The organism is Pseudomonas sp. P39-UII1, assembly GCF_039672635.1.
GTDB lineage: Bacteria > Pseudomonadota > Gammaproteobacteria > Pseudomonadales > Pseudomonadaceae > Aquipseudomonas.
Genome location: NZ_JBDFPP010000013.1, coordinates 86,636 through 98,955, shown reverse-complemented (window position 1 = coordinate 98,955; position 12,320 = coordinate 86,636). Strand labels below are relative to the sequence as shown.

Here is a 12,320-nt window from a genome sequence, read left to right as displayed (position 1 = left end):
CATGTCCACTGCCAAAACTGCTCCTGTTGCCGAAACCAACGGTTTCGATCTCAAACGCAGCCTGCTGGAGACGATCGTCGCCGGCCTGCTGGCACTTATCGTGTTTGGCCCGGTCGTCGGCGTGGTGCTCGATGGCTACACCTTCAATGCCGAACCGCGCCGCGTGGCGTGGTTGGTTGGCGGGGTGATGGTCGGGCGTTTTCTGCTCAGCCTGTATTTTCAGAGCGCAGCGGGCAAACGCATGCTGCAAGGCTTCGACAGCGGTGGCTCGGGCGTGCATGTCAACGCGCCGGACTACAAGTCGCGGCTGCGCTACATCATTCCGGCGCTGGTGGTGATTGCCATCGTCTTCCCGATCTTCGCCAACAAGTACCTTTTGACTGTGGTCATCCTCGGCCTGATCTACGTACTGCTGGGCCTTGGGCTGAACATCGTGGTCGGCCTGGCCGGCCTGCTCGACCTGGGCTACGTGGCGTTCTACGCCATCGGCGCCTACGGCCTGGCGCTGGGTTACCAGTACCTTGGCCTGGGGTTCTGGAGCGTGCTGCCACTGGCGGCCATCGCTGCGGCGCTGGCGGGGTGCATACTCGGCTTCCCGGTGCTGCGCATGCACGGTGACTACCTGGCGATCGTGACGCTGGGCTTTGGCGAGATCATCCGCCTGGTGCTGAACAACTGGTTGTCGTTCACCGGCGGGCCGAACGGCATGCCGGCACCGTCGCCGACCTTCTTCGGCCTGGAATTTGGCCGCCGGGCCAAGGATGGCGGGGTGCCGATCCACGAGTTCCTCGGCATCGATTACAACGCCAACCTGAAGTTCGTGTTCATCTACGCCGTGCTGTTCCTGGTGGTGCTGGCAGTGCTGTACATCAAGCACCGGCTCACCCGCATGCCAGTCGGGCGCGCCTGGGAAGCGCTGCGCGAAGACGAAATCGCCTGCCGCTCGATGGGCCTGAACCATGTGCTGGTCAAGCTTTCGGCCTTCACCCTCGGTGCCTCCACCGCCGGCCTGGCCGGGGTGTTCTTTGCCACCTACCAGGGCTTCGTCAACCCGTCCTCGTTCACCTTCTTCGAGTCGGCGCTGATCCTCGCCATCGTCGTGCTCGGGGGTATGGGCTCGACAGTGGGGGTGGTGATTGCCGCATTCGTGCTGACCGTGGCGCCCGAGCTGCTGCGCAGCTTCTCCGAGTACCGCGTGCTGCTGTTCGGTGTGCTGATGGTGCTGATGATGATCTGGCGACCGCGTGGGCTGATCCGCATCAGCCGTACCGGTGTGGTCCCGCGTAAAGGAGTGGCGCCATGAGCGACGAAATCATCCTCTCGGTCGACAACCTGATGATGCAGTTTGGTGGCATCAAGGCGCTCAGCGATGTCAGCCTAAAGGTCAAGCGCAACCAGATCTTCGCCCTGATCGGCCCCAACGGTGCCGGCAAGACCACGGTGTTCAACTGCCTGACCGGGTTCTACAAGGCCAGCGGCGGGCGTATAGAGCTGAACGTGCGCGGCAACCACACCAACGTCATCCAGCTGCTCGGCGAGCGCTTCCGGGCTGCAGACTTCGTGTCGCCGGCGCGCTTTGCCAACCGCATGTACTACAAGATGTTCGGCGGTACCCACCTGGTCAACCGCGCCGGGCTGGCGCGCACGTTCCAGAACATTCGCCTGTTCAAGGAAATGTCGGTGGTGGAAAACCTGCTGGTGGCCCAGCACATGTGGGTCAACCGCAACCTGCTGGCAGGTGTGCTCAACACCAAGGGCTACCGCAAGGCCGAAAGTGACGCCTTGGACCACGCCTTCTACTGGCTTGAAGTGGTTGACCTGGTCGACTGCGCCAACCGCCTGGCCGGCGAGTTGTCTTACGGCCAGCAGCGCCGCCTGGAAATTGCCCGGGCCATGTGCACGCGGCCGAAGATCATCTGCCTGGACGAGCCGGCTGCCGGCCTCAACCCGCAGGAGACCGAGGCCTTGAGCCGCATGATCCGCGTGCTGCGTGACGAGCACGACATCACCGTGGTGCTGATCGAACATGACATGGGCATGGTCATGAGTATCTCCGACCACATTGTCGTGCTCGACCACGGCAACGTGATCGCCGAAGGCGCGCCGCAGGATATCCGCCACAACCCGACGGTGATCGCCGCCTACCTGGGTGCTGACGAAGAGGAACTGGTATGACTGCACCCATTCTCGAACTGCAGGACCTGGACGTGTTCTACGGGCCGATCCAGGCGCTGAAAAAGGTTTCGATGCACATCAACGAGGGGGAGACGGTCAGCCTGATCGGCGCCAACGGTGCTGGCAAGTCGACGCTGTTGATGTCGATTTTCGGCCAGCCGCGCGCGTCCTCCGGGCATATCGTCTACCGAGGCACCGACATCACCCGCAAGTCATCGCACTACATCGCCTCCAACGGCATCGCCCAGTCGCCGGAAGGCCGCCGAGTGTTCCCCGACATGACCGTCGAGGAAAACCTGATGATGGGCACCATCCCCATCGGCGACAAATATGCCAACGAGGATATGCAGCGCATGTTCGAGCTGTTCCCGCGGCTGAAGGAGCGCCGCAACCAGCGCGCCATGACCATGTCCGGCGGTGAGCAGCAGATGCTGGCCATCGCCCGCGCACTGATGAGCCGGCCCAAGCTGCTGCTGCTCGACGAGCCGTCGCTGGGGCTGGCGCCGATCGTGGTCAAGCAGATCTTCGCCACCCTGCGCGAACTGGCGAAGACGGGGATGACCATTTTCCTGGTGGAACAGAACGCCAACCATGCCTTGAAGCTGTCGGACCGGGCTTATGTGATGGTCAACGGGCAAATCCGCATGACCGGCACAGGGCAGGAGTTGCTGGTAAACGAAGAGGTGCGCAACGCTTACCTCGGCGGGCACTGAGTTATACCCAGGGGAGCGCAGGCTGCTCCCCTGGCGTTGATGCACATGTGGACAACTTGTCGCACATCTTTCCCGAAGTTCTCCACATTCCCCTCGCAAGCCATTGTTTCCACAGGCTGTGCTTTTCCACGGATAATGTGGAGCCGCCTGTGGAAAACATGGTGGCATGTCGCTGCATCCCTTTGAATTCAATGGCTGCAGGGGTTTGATCATAATTTGATCATGTGGCCCTTGTGGATGATTTTCTGAGTGTTTTCTATACAGCAAGGATCGCCTGGCACCGCGCCGTACTCCTGTGGATAACTCTGTGAAAAACCCTTGGACAGACCGCTGCAGGCGGCATGCTTGAAAGCCTTGCGCCATCAGGGCAAAGGTCGGAGGAGACCGCAATACGCTGAAAGGGTTCCGCTACCAGGCCAAGTTGCCCCCAATCCGTGGGGAAAGCCTTGTGGATAACATGCGCATAGCTACCGCCAAGGCCTCTGCCACGGGGCTTTGCGGATAATGTACAAAAAATGACCATATCATTGCGCGACTTGCTGACAGCGCCGGGCGCGGGCATGCTGCAAACCCTGCCGACGACAATCCACTGCGAGGAACAGAGCATGACGTCCACCGTATTCATCACTGGCGCGACTTCCGGTTTTGGCGAGGCGACCGCTCGCCTGTTCGCCGACGCCGGCTGGAAGCTGGTCCTCACCGGTCGCCGCAAGGAGCGCCTGGACGCCCTGTGCGCCGAACTGTCGGCCAAGACCGAGGTGCATGGCCTGGTGCTCGATGTGCGTGACCGCAAGGCCATGGAGCAGGCCATCGCCAACCTGCCGGCCGGCTTCGACAAGCTGCGCGGCCTGGTCAACAACGCAGGCCTGGCGCTGGGCGTGGATGCGGCGCAGAACTGCAGCCTGGACGACTGGGAAACCATGGTCGACACCAACATCAAGGGCCTGATGTACACCACCCGCCTGCTGCTGCCACGCCTGATCGCCCACGGCCGTGGGGCGTCGATCCTCAATGTGGGGTCGGTGGCGGGCAATTACCCGTACCCGGGCAGCAATGTGTACGGCGGCACCAAGGCATTCGTCGGCCAGTTCTCGCTGAGCTTGCGCTGCGACCTGCGCGGTACTGGCGTACGCGTCAGCAACATCGAGCCGGGGCTGTGCGAGAGCGAATTCTCGCTGGTACGTTTCGGTGGGGACCAGGCCAAGTACGACGCGACCTACGCGGGTGCCGAGCCGATCCAGCCGCAGGACATTGCCGAGACTATCTTCTGGATCATGAACCAGCCGGCGCACATCAACATCAACAGCCTTGAGTTGATGCCGGTGAGCCAGGACTGGGCTGGGTTCTCGATCGACCGGTCGGCCAAGGGCTGATCTGAAAGCTGCTGGCAGACGTGGAGCGGCCTCGCCGCGGCGTCGGACCGGTCGGAAAGGGCTGCAGAGCGGCCCAATCGCCGGCAAGCCGGCTCCCACAGAACAAACGCTAACTTACTGATTTGGCGGGGCTCCTGTAGGAGCGGCTTCAGCCGCGAACACCGGCGAAGCCGGTGCCATCCACCGCCTGCTTCGCGGCTGAAGCCGCTCCCAAAGAGTAAGCGGCGCCGCAACACCTGTGGGAGCCGGCTTGCCGGCGAATGCGTCAGGCCAAGCGCTGCAAGCCTTCCAGGCAGGTCGCCAGGTGATAAGGCGTAGTCGAAGGCATGTCATGCCGGCTGACGGCGCCCTCACCATCCCGGCATTCATACCAGCCACCCTCATGCAGGAACCGTTGTTCCATTGCCTGCAACTGCTCAGCAAGCTTCGCTTCGCTTCCCGGGCGCAACGCCAGCGCTCGAAGGTACTCAGCCTGCGCCCAGACCCGCTGGGTGGCGTCGATCACCGTGCCATCCACATCCAGCATCGCCAGCACGGCGGCATGCTTCACACCGTACCGTTGCGCATAGCCGAATGCCCGGTCGATGGACGCATGCAGCGGCGTACCGCGCAGCAGCGTCGAGGTTTCGAGCAGGTAGAACCACTCGAACTGATGCCCCGGCTCGAACCAGTTATCCACAGCGCCACGCGGTTTTTCCAGCATCAGCCCATGTTGCGGTTCGATGAAGTGCGTCTGCAAGGCTTCGCACAATGTGAGCAACGCCTGCTGCACACCCTCATCCTCACGCACGGCGATGACCTGCAGAAAGGCTTCTGCCAAATGCATCTGCGGGTTCTGCAAGGGCCCGCTGCCGAGGTCTGACCAGTCTTCACCCAGGCTCGCCTCGTACAGGCCATCATCGCGGGCGAACTGCTCGCTGACGATCTCCAACGCTGCATTCAGCGCCGATTCCACCAACCCTTCTCGTACCTTGCCCCAGTAATGCGCGCAGGCAAACACGATGAACGCGTGGGTGTAGAGGTCCTTGCGCCGGTCCAGCGGTTTGCCGTCGGCATCGATGCTGTAGAACCAGCCGCCGTGTTCGGCGTCGTGGAAGTGCTGCTGCAGGGAGCGGAACAGCGCCGCTGCCCGCTCTGCCGCGCCCGGTTGCTCGATGCGGCTGCTGAACAGGTACAACTGGCGTGCGCAGGCCATCGCCCGGTAACGCTGCACGGGCAGTGGCCGGTGCTGGGCATCCAGCGCCTCGTAGGGCAGGGCCATTTCGGCGTTCCAGCCCGGGCCTTGCCACAGCGGCACGATGCGCTCGGCGAAGTGCTGGTTGAAGCGGGCCAGTTCGGGCGGAGTGGGGCGGGGGTCGGACATGAATGCGCTCGTCACAATCGGGCAGTGCGCCATGGTAGCAGAACTGCGCTTCAGCCCGGGTTGCCCAGGCCCTGCCAATGCCGCGCACCGACGAAGATGAAGCGCAGTTGCTGGGTGATCTTCTCGCGCGCGCTCAGTGCCTGTGGATAACCTTGCTGCGGGTCATCGATCAATTCAGGCAGGGTGGCAAATACCGTCTTCACCACCAGGTCGGCCATCACCGCCAAGGCCGCGTTGTCCAGGTGCTGCCAGCGTTTCATGCGCGCAAGGTCTGTGGACAGGTCGTTGCTGATGCCCTGGCGCAGGCGGGCAATGGCCTGGCGTACCGCCTGCGAACCACCGTACTGCTCGCGGGCGAGGAAGAGGAACTGCGCGCGGTGGGCGGCGACCACGTCGAGGAAGATACGCACCGAGGCATCGGTAATGCCGCCCAGTTCGAATTCGTTGTGCCGCACCAGGCGGATGGTCTGACGGAAGGTGTCATCGACTTCGGCCACCAGGGCCAGGCCCAGTGCGTCCATGTCGGGGAAATGCCGGTAGAAACCGGTGGGCACGATGCCGGCGGCCTTGGCCACTTCGCGCAGGCTGATGCTGCCGAAGCCGCGGCCGCTCTCCATGAGCTGGCAAGCCGCATCGAGCAGGGCCTGGCGGGTCTGTAGCTTCTGTTCGGCGCGCGGCAGCATGGTGCAGGATTCTGTGACAGTGAAGCTGGGCACTCTAGTTAAAAAAACAAAGCCCGGTCAATGGACCGGGCTTGGAGGGGAACAGGCGCAAAGCTGCAAGTTGTTCTTTTCGGCCATGGTGATCAGCTCACACGGCTGATTTCGACCAGGCGATCCGAGCCACCTTCAGCAACGCGGCCACTTTGTTCGATCAGGCGATCCGAACCACCTTCAGCAACGCGGCCACTTTGTTCGATCAGGCGATCCGAGCCACCTTCAGCAACGCGGCCACTTTGTTCGATCAGGCGATCCGAACCACCTTCGGCAACGCGGCCACTTTGTTCGATCAGGCGATCCGAACCGCCTTCAGCAACGCGGCCACTTTGTTCGATCAGGCGATCCGAGCCGCCTTCGGCAACGCGGCCACTTTGTTCGATCAGGCGATCCGAGCCACCTTCGGCAACACGGCCAGCGCGTTCCTGCAGGCGCTCGGCGCCACCTTCGGCAACGGTTTTCAGCGGTTGGGCGATTTCAGCGGCGCTGGAGCGCGATTCCGCAGTCAGGTGTTGGTCGGCAGCTGGCAAGGCGAAGGCGTTGGCAGCAAGAAGGGACAGGGTCAGGGTCAGCAGGTGGCGTTTCATGATTTCGGTGCTCCTCTCGGGGGCTGGAAAGTGGGTACGAAGCCAATGCTACGCCCGGTAACGCCAGAGAGAAGTTCATACGGGTAATGGTAACAATCGACGTTATTGATAGCGCACCGCGAGCGCTCTAGGCTGCAGATTTCGGGATGGTAAGTGGCTGTTTGCCAGCAGTGTTTCCCTGGTGGGCGATGCGGCTGTCCTTAGCGAGAGCCGAACCGGAAGCCAGGAAAAACTTCGCTATCATGGCCGCAATCGATAAAACCCAGAGGGTTTTCATCAGTCCGAAACAATGAGTGCCCTTGTTGCGCCCGTTTTGCGCCAAGCCGTCAGGAGAATCACGCAATGACGCGTCCCGCCAGAATCCTCGTCTGGACCTTAACCAGCCTGCTGACCCTGCTGGCAATATTGGTGGTGGTAATCGCCACTTTCGACTGGAACCGCGTCAAGCCGTTGCTCAACGAGAAGGTCTCCGAAGCCTTGCACCGGCCCTTCGCGATCAATGGCAACCTCGCCGTGCACTGGCGTACCGAGCCCGAAGAGGGCGGCTGGCGCGCTTGGGTGCCGTGGCCGCATTTCATTGCTGAAGACCTTACCCTGGGCAACCCTGAGTGGCTCAAGGAGCCGAAGATGGTCGGCCTGGAGCGTGTGGAGTTCCGCCTGGCGCCGCTGCCGCTGGTGTTCCAGCAGATCGTCATTCCCCGCATCGACCTGGTGAAACCCACTGCCAGCCTCACTCGCCTGGCTGATGGGCGCGCCAACTGGACCTTCGATTTCGGCCCCAAGGACGAGAACGCGGAACCCTCCAAATGGCAACTGGACATCGGCGCCATCGGCTTTGACCAGGGTAATGTCAGCTTCGACGACCAGACGCTGAAAACCAGCATGAAGGTGCAGATCGACCCGCTGGGCAAACCGATCCCGTTCAGCGATATCGTCGGCAAGGCTCGTGCGGAAAAGGCCAGCGGTACCCAGGACTACGCCTTCGGGCTCAAGGCCCAGGGCCGCTACAAGGGCCAGGCGGTTTCCGGCACGGGCAAGATCGGCGGCCTGCTGGCGCTGCAGGATGCCAGCCAGCCGTTTCCCATGCAGGCCGACGTGCGGATTGCCGATACCCACGTAGTGCTCGCGGGCACCCTGACCGACCCGCGCAACTTTGGCGCCCTGGACCTTCGCCTGCGCCTTTCCGGCGCTAGCCTGGGCAACCTCTACCCATTGACGGGCGTGACGCTGCCAGACACCCCAGCCTATGAAACCGACGGCCACCTCACCGCCAACCTGCATGCGGCCGAAGGCGCCACCTTCAATTACCAGGGCTTCAACGGCAAGATCGGCGACAGCGATATTCACGGTGACCTGGCCTTTGTCGCCAGCCAGCCACGGCCCAAGCTTTCCGGCAAGCTGGTCTCCAACCAGCTGCTGTTCAAGGACCTGGCGCCGCTGATCGGCGCCGACTCCAATGCCGAACAGAAGGCCCGCGGCGGTGCCAGCAAACAGCCGGCAGACAAGGTGCTGCCCGTGGAGGAGTTCCGCACCGAACGCTGGCGCGCCATGGACGCCGACGTCGAGTTTGCCGGCAAGCGCATCGTCCACAGTGAACAGTTGCCGTTCAACGACCTGTCGGCCCACGTGATTCTCGAAGACGGCCTGTTGCGCCTGGAGCCACTGCGCTTTGGCGTGGCCGGGGGCAACCTGGCGTCGAGGATCCGCCTGGATGGGCGCAGTGTGCCGTTGCAAGGCAGGGCGCGACTGACTGCGCGTGGGTTCAAGCTCAAGCAACTGTTCCCAACCTTTGCGCCGATGCAGACCAGCTTTGGCGAGCTCAACGGCGATGCTGACATCAGTGGCCGCGGCAACTCGGTGGCCGCCCTGCTGGGCACGGCCAATGGCGACCTGCGCATGCTGATCAACGATGGCGCAGTCAGCCGCGGCCTGATGGAGATCGCCGGGTTGAACGTGGGCAACTATGTGGTCGGCAAGCTGTTCGGCGACGAAGATGTGCAGATCAACTGCGCGGCGGCGGATGTCGGGATCAAGGACGGGCTGGCGACAACCCGTCTGTTCATCTTCGATACCGAGAACGCGATCATTTACATCAATGGCACGGCCAACTTTGCCAGTGAACAACTCGACCTGAAGATCACCCCGGAGTCGAAAGGGGTGCGGCTGTTCTCGCTGCGTTCGCCGCTGTATGTGCGCGGGCCGTTTGCCAAGCCGAGTGCCGGTGTGCAGGCACTGCCGCTGGCGTTGCGCGGCGCGGGGATGGTGGCGCTTGGGGTAGTTGCGGGCCCGGCGGCGGGGCTGCTGGCGCTGGTGGCGCCGAGCAGTGGCGATGAGCCTAACCAGTGCACGCCGTTGCTGCAGCAGATGAAAGCGGGCAAAGCGCCGGCTACGGTGAAGAGCAAGAAATAGTGCAAAGGGGGGCCGCTTTGCGGCCCATTCGCGGCACAAGGCCGCTCCCACAGGTACTCCGCAAACTTTGAACTGAGGGGAGAACCTGTGTCGCGAAAGGGGCGCAGCGCGCCCCCGAAAATTACAACCCTTGCAGCAGGTCGGCCATATCGTCCGCGTGCTCTTCTTCCTGCGCCAGGATGTCTTCAAAGATGCGCCGCGTGGTCGGGTCGCTGTCACCAATGTATTGGATGATCTCGCGGTAGCTGTCGATCGCAATGCGCTCGGCCACCAGGTCCTCCAGCACCATTTCCCTGAGATTGCTCCCCGCCACGTACTGGGCATGGGAATTCTTGGTCAGGTTGTCCGGGTTGAAGTCCGGCTCGCCACCCAGCTGCACGATGCGCTCGGCCAGCTTGTCGGCATGCTCGTTTTCCTGGTTGGCATGCTCGAGGAACTCTTCGGCAGCAGCGCTCGCCTTGATACCGCTGGCCATGAAGTAGTGGCGCTTGTAGCGCAGCACGCAGACCAGCTCAGTGGCCAGCGACTCGTTGAGCAGGCGCAGGATTTCATCGCGGTTGGCGTGGTAACCCTCGGTCACCGCGCCTTGCTCTACGTGCTGGCGGGCACGATTGCGCAGGGTTTGCACATCGGTCAGTTCAACGTTGCTCATGGTTATCTCCAAAAGATCAGGGACGGGTGGTCAAGGTGTGGCGTAGGCTCACGCGCCGTGTACGGCTTCGCTGTCCTCTTCTCGTTGCTTGCAGGTCTTGAAGCCCTTCGCATCGACATGGCCGGTGGCGTCGAAGCGCACGTAGTAAGCCTGCTGGTGGCCGTCGCGGTTGAGGATGTAGTCGTTGCAGGTGCCCCCGTGTGGCAGGTCGATCACGTTCGACGGGCTACCGCCAATGGCGATGACCTTCTGCATGGTCATGCCGTTCTCCACCTGCTTGACCAGCGGTTGGTCGCGGTAGGTGGCGTAGTCCACCGGGTTTTCCGGGTGGCTGCCGCAGGCGGCCAGGGTGGCGCTGGCCAGAAGGATTGCCAGGGTCTGCTTGTACATGGTCCCGCTCCTTGCTCAGGGTCTGTCTGGTTTGGAACCACGCGGCGCGTCAGGAGTTCGATTGCGATGGTCATCAAAGCCCCTGTAGTGTTGACCGGTCGTCCACGGAAAGGGGCTGGGGCTATGCAGCAGGAATTGGCCACGCGGTATCCATTGGTGCTGGTGCCGGGCATGCTCGGTTTTGTCCGGGTGCTGCTTTACCCGTACTGGTTCGGCATCGTGGCAGCCCTGCGCAAGGGCGGGGCGCAGGCGTTCCCCGTGCAGGTTTCGCCGCTGCATTGCAGCGAAGTGCGCGGTGAGCAACTGTTGGCGATCATCGAAGACATCTGCCAGCGCACCGGTGCCGACAAGGTCAACCTGATCGGCCATAGCCAGGGCGCCCTGGACGCGCGCTATGCCGCTGCCCGGCGGCCTGACCGGGTGGCGTCGGTAACGTCGGTGGCAGGGCCCAACGATGGCTCGGAACTGGCCGACCACCTGGAGCGTACGGCACCGGGCGACTCGCCCCAGGGGCGCATCCTCAAGGCCGTGTTGCACGGCCTGGCGGTGCTGTTGGTGTGGCTTGAAACCGGCTGGCGGCGCGACCCGTTGCCGATCGACGTGCACGCCTCGCACCAGGCGCTGACCAGCGCCGGGGTGGCGCTGTTCAACCAGGCTTATCCACAGGGGTTGCCCGAAACCTGGGGCGGTCAAGGGCCGGCCCAGGTCAACGGCGTGCGCTACTACTCCTGGTCAGGCACTTTGCAGCCCGGCCTGACCGACCAGGGCCGTAACCGCTTCGACGGCAGCAACCGCTTTTGCCGCCTGTTCGCTCGCAGTTTCGTCAAGGAAAAGGGCCATTGCGACGGTATGGTCGGCCGCTTCAGTTCACACCTGGGGCAGGTGATCGGTGACAACTACCCGCTCGATCACCTGGACATCGTCAACCAGTCACTGGGCGCGGTGGGCAAGGGCGCCGAGCCGGTGCGCCTGTTTACCGAACACGCCGCCCGGCTCAAAGCTGCGGGGCTGTAGTTTTGCCCAGCACGGGGGTGGTCCAGCGCTCGGCTAGGATTACCCCGACCAGTGTCAACAGGCCGCCGACCAGGTGGTAGCTGGCCAGTTGTTCGTCGAGTACCGCAGCGGCGATCAGTGCGGTCACCAGTGGCAGCAGGTTGAAGAACAGCGTCGTGCGGCTGGGGCCCAGGCGGTGCACGGCTTGCATCCACACCAGCGGCGCGATCATCGAGGCCAGTACACAGGCGTACAGCACCAGGCCGGCGTTGTGAACGTTCAGGCCGGTCTTCTCCGACAGCAGGTACAGCGGCAACAACACCATGATCGCCACCAGCACCTGCAGGTACAGCAGCTGCAAAGGCGGCAAGCGCAACTGCCATTTTTTCAGCAGGAAGCTGTAAAGCGCGTAAGCCAGGGTGGCCACCAGCATCAGCAGGTCGCCGCTGTTCAGGCCTTGGTCCAGCAGGATGCCCGGCTGGCCTGCGGAGACGACTTCCAGTACACCCACGAACGAGACCACGGCGCCGGCCAGCGCCCCATAGCTCAGGCGCTGCCCCAGCCAGGCGATGGACAGTGCCAGTGACATCAATGGCATCAGCGACAGAATGATGCCCATGTTGGTGGCGCTGGTGATGCTGGCGGCGAAGTACGCAAGGCTCTGGTAGATCGCCATGCCTAGCACGCCAAGCACGGCAATCTTGCCCAAGTGCGGGCGGATGGCCGCGCGGTTGCGCCACACGGCCGGCAGCAGGAACGGGGTGAACAGCAGCCCGGCCAGCAGCCACCGGTAAAAGCCGATCTCGGCAGGGTGGATGGCACCGGCGGACAGCTTGGTGACCACGGTATTGCCGGCCCAGATGAGGATCGCGGTGAGGGGGAAGAGGTAATTCATGTTCAGGTGATGCTCTGGGGAAGACAGTAATCCTGGGGCTGCGAAGCAGGACCC

The 12,320-nt window shown here is 63.0% G+C and carries 12 protein-coding genes; 6 read left to right on the top strand and 6 right to left on the bottom strand.

From position 1 onward, the window contains the following. Nucleotide 1 precedes the first annotated feature (1 nt). From livM to ABEH27_RS17510, 4 genes are all read left to right on the top strand, one after another. Nucleotides 2-1,303: a high-affinity branched-chain amino acid ABC transporter permease LivM gene (livM, locus tag ABEH27_RS17525; RefSeq protein ID WP_346614788.1), complete on the top strand. Its 1,302-nt coding sequence runs from the start codon at nucleotides 2-4 to the stop codon at nucleotides 1,301-1,303. Continuing rightward, nucleotides 1,300-2,175: an ATP-binding cassette domain-containing protein gene (locus ABEH27_RS17520; protein WP_346614787.1), complete on the top strand. Its 876-nt coding sequence runs from the start codon at nucleotides 1,300-1,302 to the stop codon at nucleotides 2,173-2,175. The genes livM and ABEH27_RS17520 overlap by 4 nt, the downstream gene beginning before the upstream one ends. Further along, complete coding sequence (locus ABEH27_RS17515; protein ID WP_346614786.1) at nucleotides 2,172-2,888, top strand: ABC transporter ATP-binding protein; 717 nt, start codon at nucleotides 2,172-2,174, stop codon at nucleotides 2,886-2,888. Before ABEH27_RS17520 ends, ABEH27_RS17515 begins: the two co-directional genes overlap by 4 nt. Nucleotides 2,889-3,493: 605 nt before the next feature. Continuing rightward, nucleotides 3,494-4,261: an SDR family oxidoreductase gene (locus tag ABEH27_RS17510; protein WP_346614839.1), complete on the top strand. Its 768-nt coding sequence runs from the start codon at nucleotides 3,494-3,496 to the stop codon at nucleotides 4,259-4,261. A gap of 265 nt (nucleotides 4,262-4,526) precedes the next feature. Here ABEH27_RS17510 and ABEH27_RS17505 read toward each other — a convergent pair whose 3' ends face one another. The 3 genes from ABEH27_RS17505 to ABEH27_RS17495 all read right to left on the bottom strand — a co-directional run bounded on the left by ABEH27_RS17505 (nucleotide 4,527) and on the right by ABEH27_RS17495 (nucleotide 6,927). Next, on the bottom strand, nucleotides 4,527-5,624 hold the full coding sequence (locus tag ABEH27_RS17505; protein ID WP_346614785.1) for an AGE family epimerase/isomerase: 1,098 nt from the start codon (nucleotides 5,622-5,624) through the stop codon (nucleotides 4,527-4,529). A 50-nt stretch (nucleotides 5,625-5,674) separates the two neighbouring features. Beyond that, on the bottom strand, nucleotides 5,675-6,307 hold the full coding sequence (locus ABEH27_RS17500; protein ID WP_346614784.1) for a TetR family transcriptional regulator: 633 nt from the start codon (nucleotides 6,305-6,307) through the stop codon (nucleotides 5,675-5,677). A gap of 122 nt (nucleotides 6,308-6,429) precedes the next feature. Then, entirely contained in the window at nucleotides 6,430-6,927 is a 498-nt protein-coding gene (locus tag ABEH27_RS17495; RefSeq protein WP_346614783.1) for a phage infection protein, read from the bottom strand. Between the two features lie 342 nt (nucleotides 6,928-7,269). Here ABEH27_RS17495 and ABEH27_RS17490 point away from each other — a divergent pair, with 342 nt between their 5' ends. After that, the gene (locus ABEH27_RS17490) at nucleotides 7,270-9,336 is read left to right on the top strand and encodes an AsmA family protein (protein WP_346614782.1); all 2,067 of its coding nucleotides are present in this window, start codon (nucleotides 7,270-7,272) and stop codon (nucleotides 9,334-9,336) included. A gap of 121 nt (nucleotides 9,337-9,457) precedes the next feature. Here the strand turns inward: ABEH27_RS17490 and ABEH27_RS17485 are convergent, their stop codons facing one another. Both ABEH27_RS17485 and osmE read right to left on the bottom strand, forming a co-directional pair. Further along, a complete protein-coding gene (locus tag ABEH27_RS17485) occupies nucleotides 9,458-9,988 on the bottom strand; it encodes a ferritin-like domain-containing protein (protein ID WP_346614781.1) in 531 nt (176 codons plus the stop codon). Nucleotides 9,989-10,036: 48 nt separating this feature from the next. Further along, nucleotides 10,037-10,378, bottom strand: a complete 342-nt coding sequence (gene osmE, locus ABEH27_RS17480) for an osmotically-inducible lipoprotein OsmE (protein ID WP_346614780.1) — start codon at nucleotides 10,376-10,378, stop codon at nucleotides 10,037-10,039. Nucleotides 10,379-10,501: 123 nt separating this feature from the next. Between osmE and ABEH27_RS17475 the strand changes: the two genes are divergently transcribed. Beyond that, nucleotides 10,502-11,392, top strand: coding sequence for a triacylglycerol lipase (locus ABEH27_RS17475; RefSeq protein WP_346614779.1), 891 nt, complete (start codon nucleotides 10,502-10,504; stop codon nucleotides 11,390-11,392). Here the strand turns inward: ABEH27_RS17475 and ABEH27_RS17470 are convergent. Next, entirely contained in the window at nucleotides 11,373-12,266 is an 894-nt protein-coding gene (locus ABEH27_RS17470) for a DMT family transporter (RefSeq protein ID WP_346614778.1), read from the bottom strand. The genes ABEH27_RS17475 and ABEH27_RS17470 overlap by 20 nt on opposite strands. Between the last annotated feature and the right edge of the window lie 54 nt (nucleotides 12,267-12,320).

What these genes read in the sequence shown, in the direction of transcription:
- livM (WP_346614788.1), top strand. Translation starts at nt 2, where the DNA reads ATGTCCACTGCCAAAACTGCTCCTGTTGCCGAAACCAACGGTTTCGAT.
- ABEH27_RS17520 (WP_346614787.1), top strand. Translation starts at nt 1,300, where the DNA reads ATGAGCGACGAAATCATCCTCTCGGTCGACAACCTGATGATGCAGTTT.
- ABEH27_RS17515 (WP_346614786.1), top strand. Translation starts at nt 2,172, where the DNA reads ATGACTGCACCCATTCTCGAACTGCAGGACCTGGACGTGTTCTACGGG.
- ABEH27_RS17510 (WP_346614839.1), top strand. Translation starts at nt 3,494, where the DNA reads ATGACGTCCACCGTATTCATCACTGGCGCGACTTCCGGTTTTGGCGAG.
- ABEH27_RS17505 (WP_346614785.1), bottom strand. Translation starts at nt 5,624, where the DNA reads ATGTCCGACCCCCGCCCCACTCCGCCCGAACTGGCCCGCTTCAACCAG.
- ABEH27_RS17500 (WP_346614784.1), bottom strand. Translation starts at nt 6,307, where the DNA reads ATGCTGCCGCGCGCCGAACAGAAGCTACAGACCCGCCAGGCCCTGCTC.
- ABEH27_RS17495 (WP_346614783.1), bottom strand. Translation starts at nt 6,927, where the DNA reads ATGAAACGCCACCTGCTGACCCTGACCCTGTCCCTTCTTGCTGCCAAC.
- ABEH27_RS17490 (WP_346614782.1), top strand. Translation starts at nt 7,270, where the DNA reads ATGACGCGTCCCGCCAGAATCCTCGTCTGGACCTTAACCAGCCTGCTG.
- ABEH27_RS17485 (WP_346614781.1), bottom strand. Translation starts at nt 9,988, where the DNA reads ATGAGCAACGTTGAACTGACCGATGTGCAAACCCTGCGCAATCGTGCC.
- osmE (WP_346614780.1), bottom strand. Translation starts at nt 10,378, where the DNA reads ATGTACAAGCAGACCCTGGCAATCCTTCTGGCCAGCGCCACCCTGGCC.
- ABEH27_RS17475 (WP_346614779.1), top strand. Translation starts at nt 10,502, where the DNA reads ATGCAGCAGGAATTGGCCACGCGGTATCCATTGGTGCTGGTGCCGGGC.
- ABEH27_RS17470 (WP_346614778.1), bottom strand. Translation starts at nt 12,266, where the DNA reads ATGAATTACCTCTTCCCCCTCACCGCGATCCTCATCTGGGCCGGCAAT.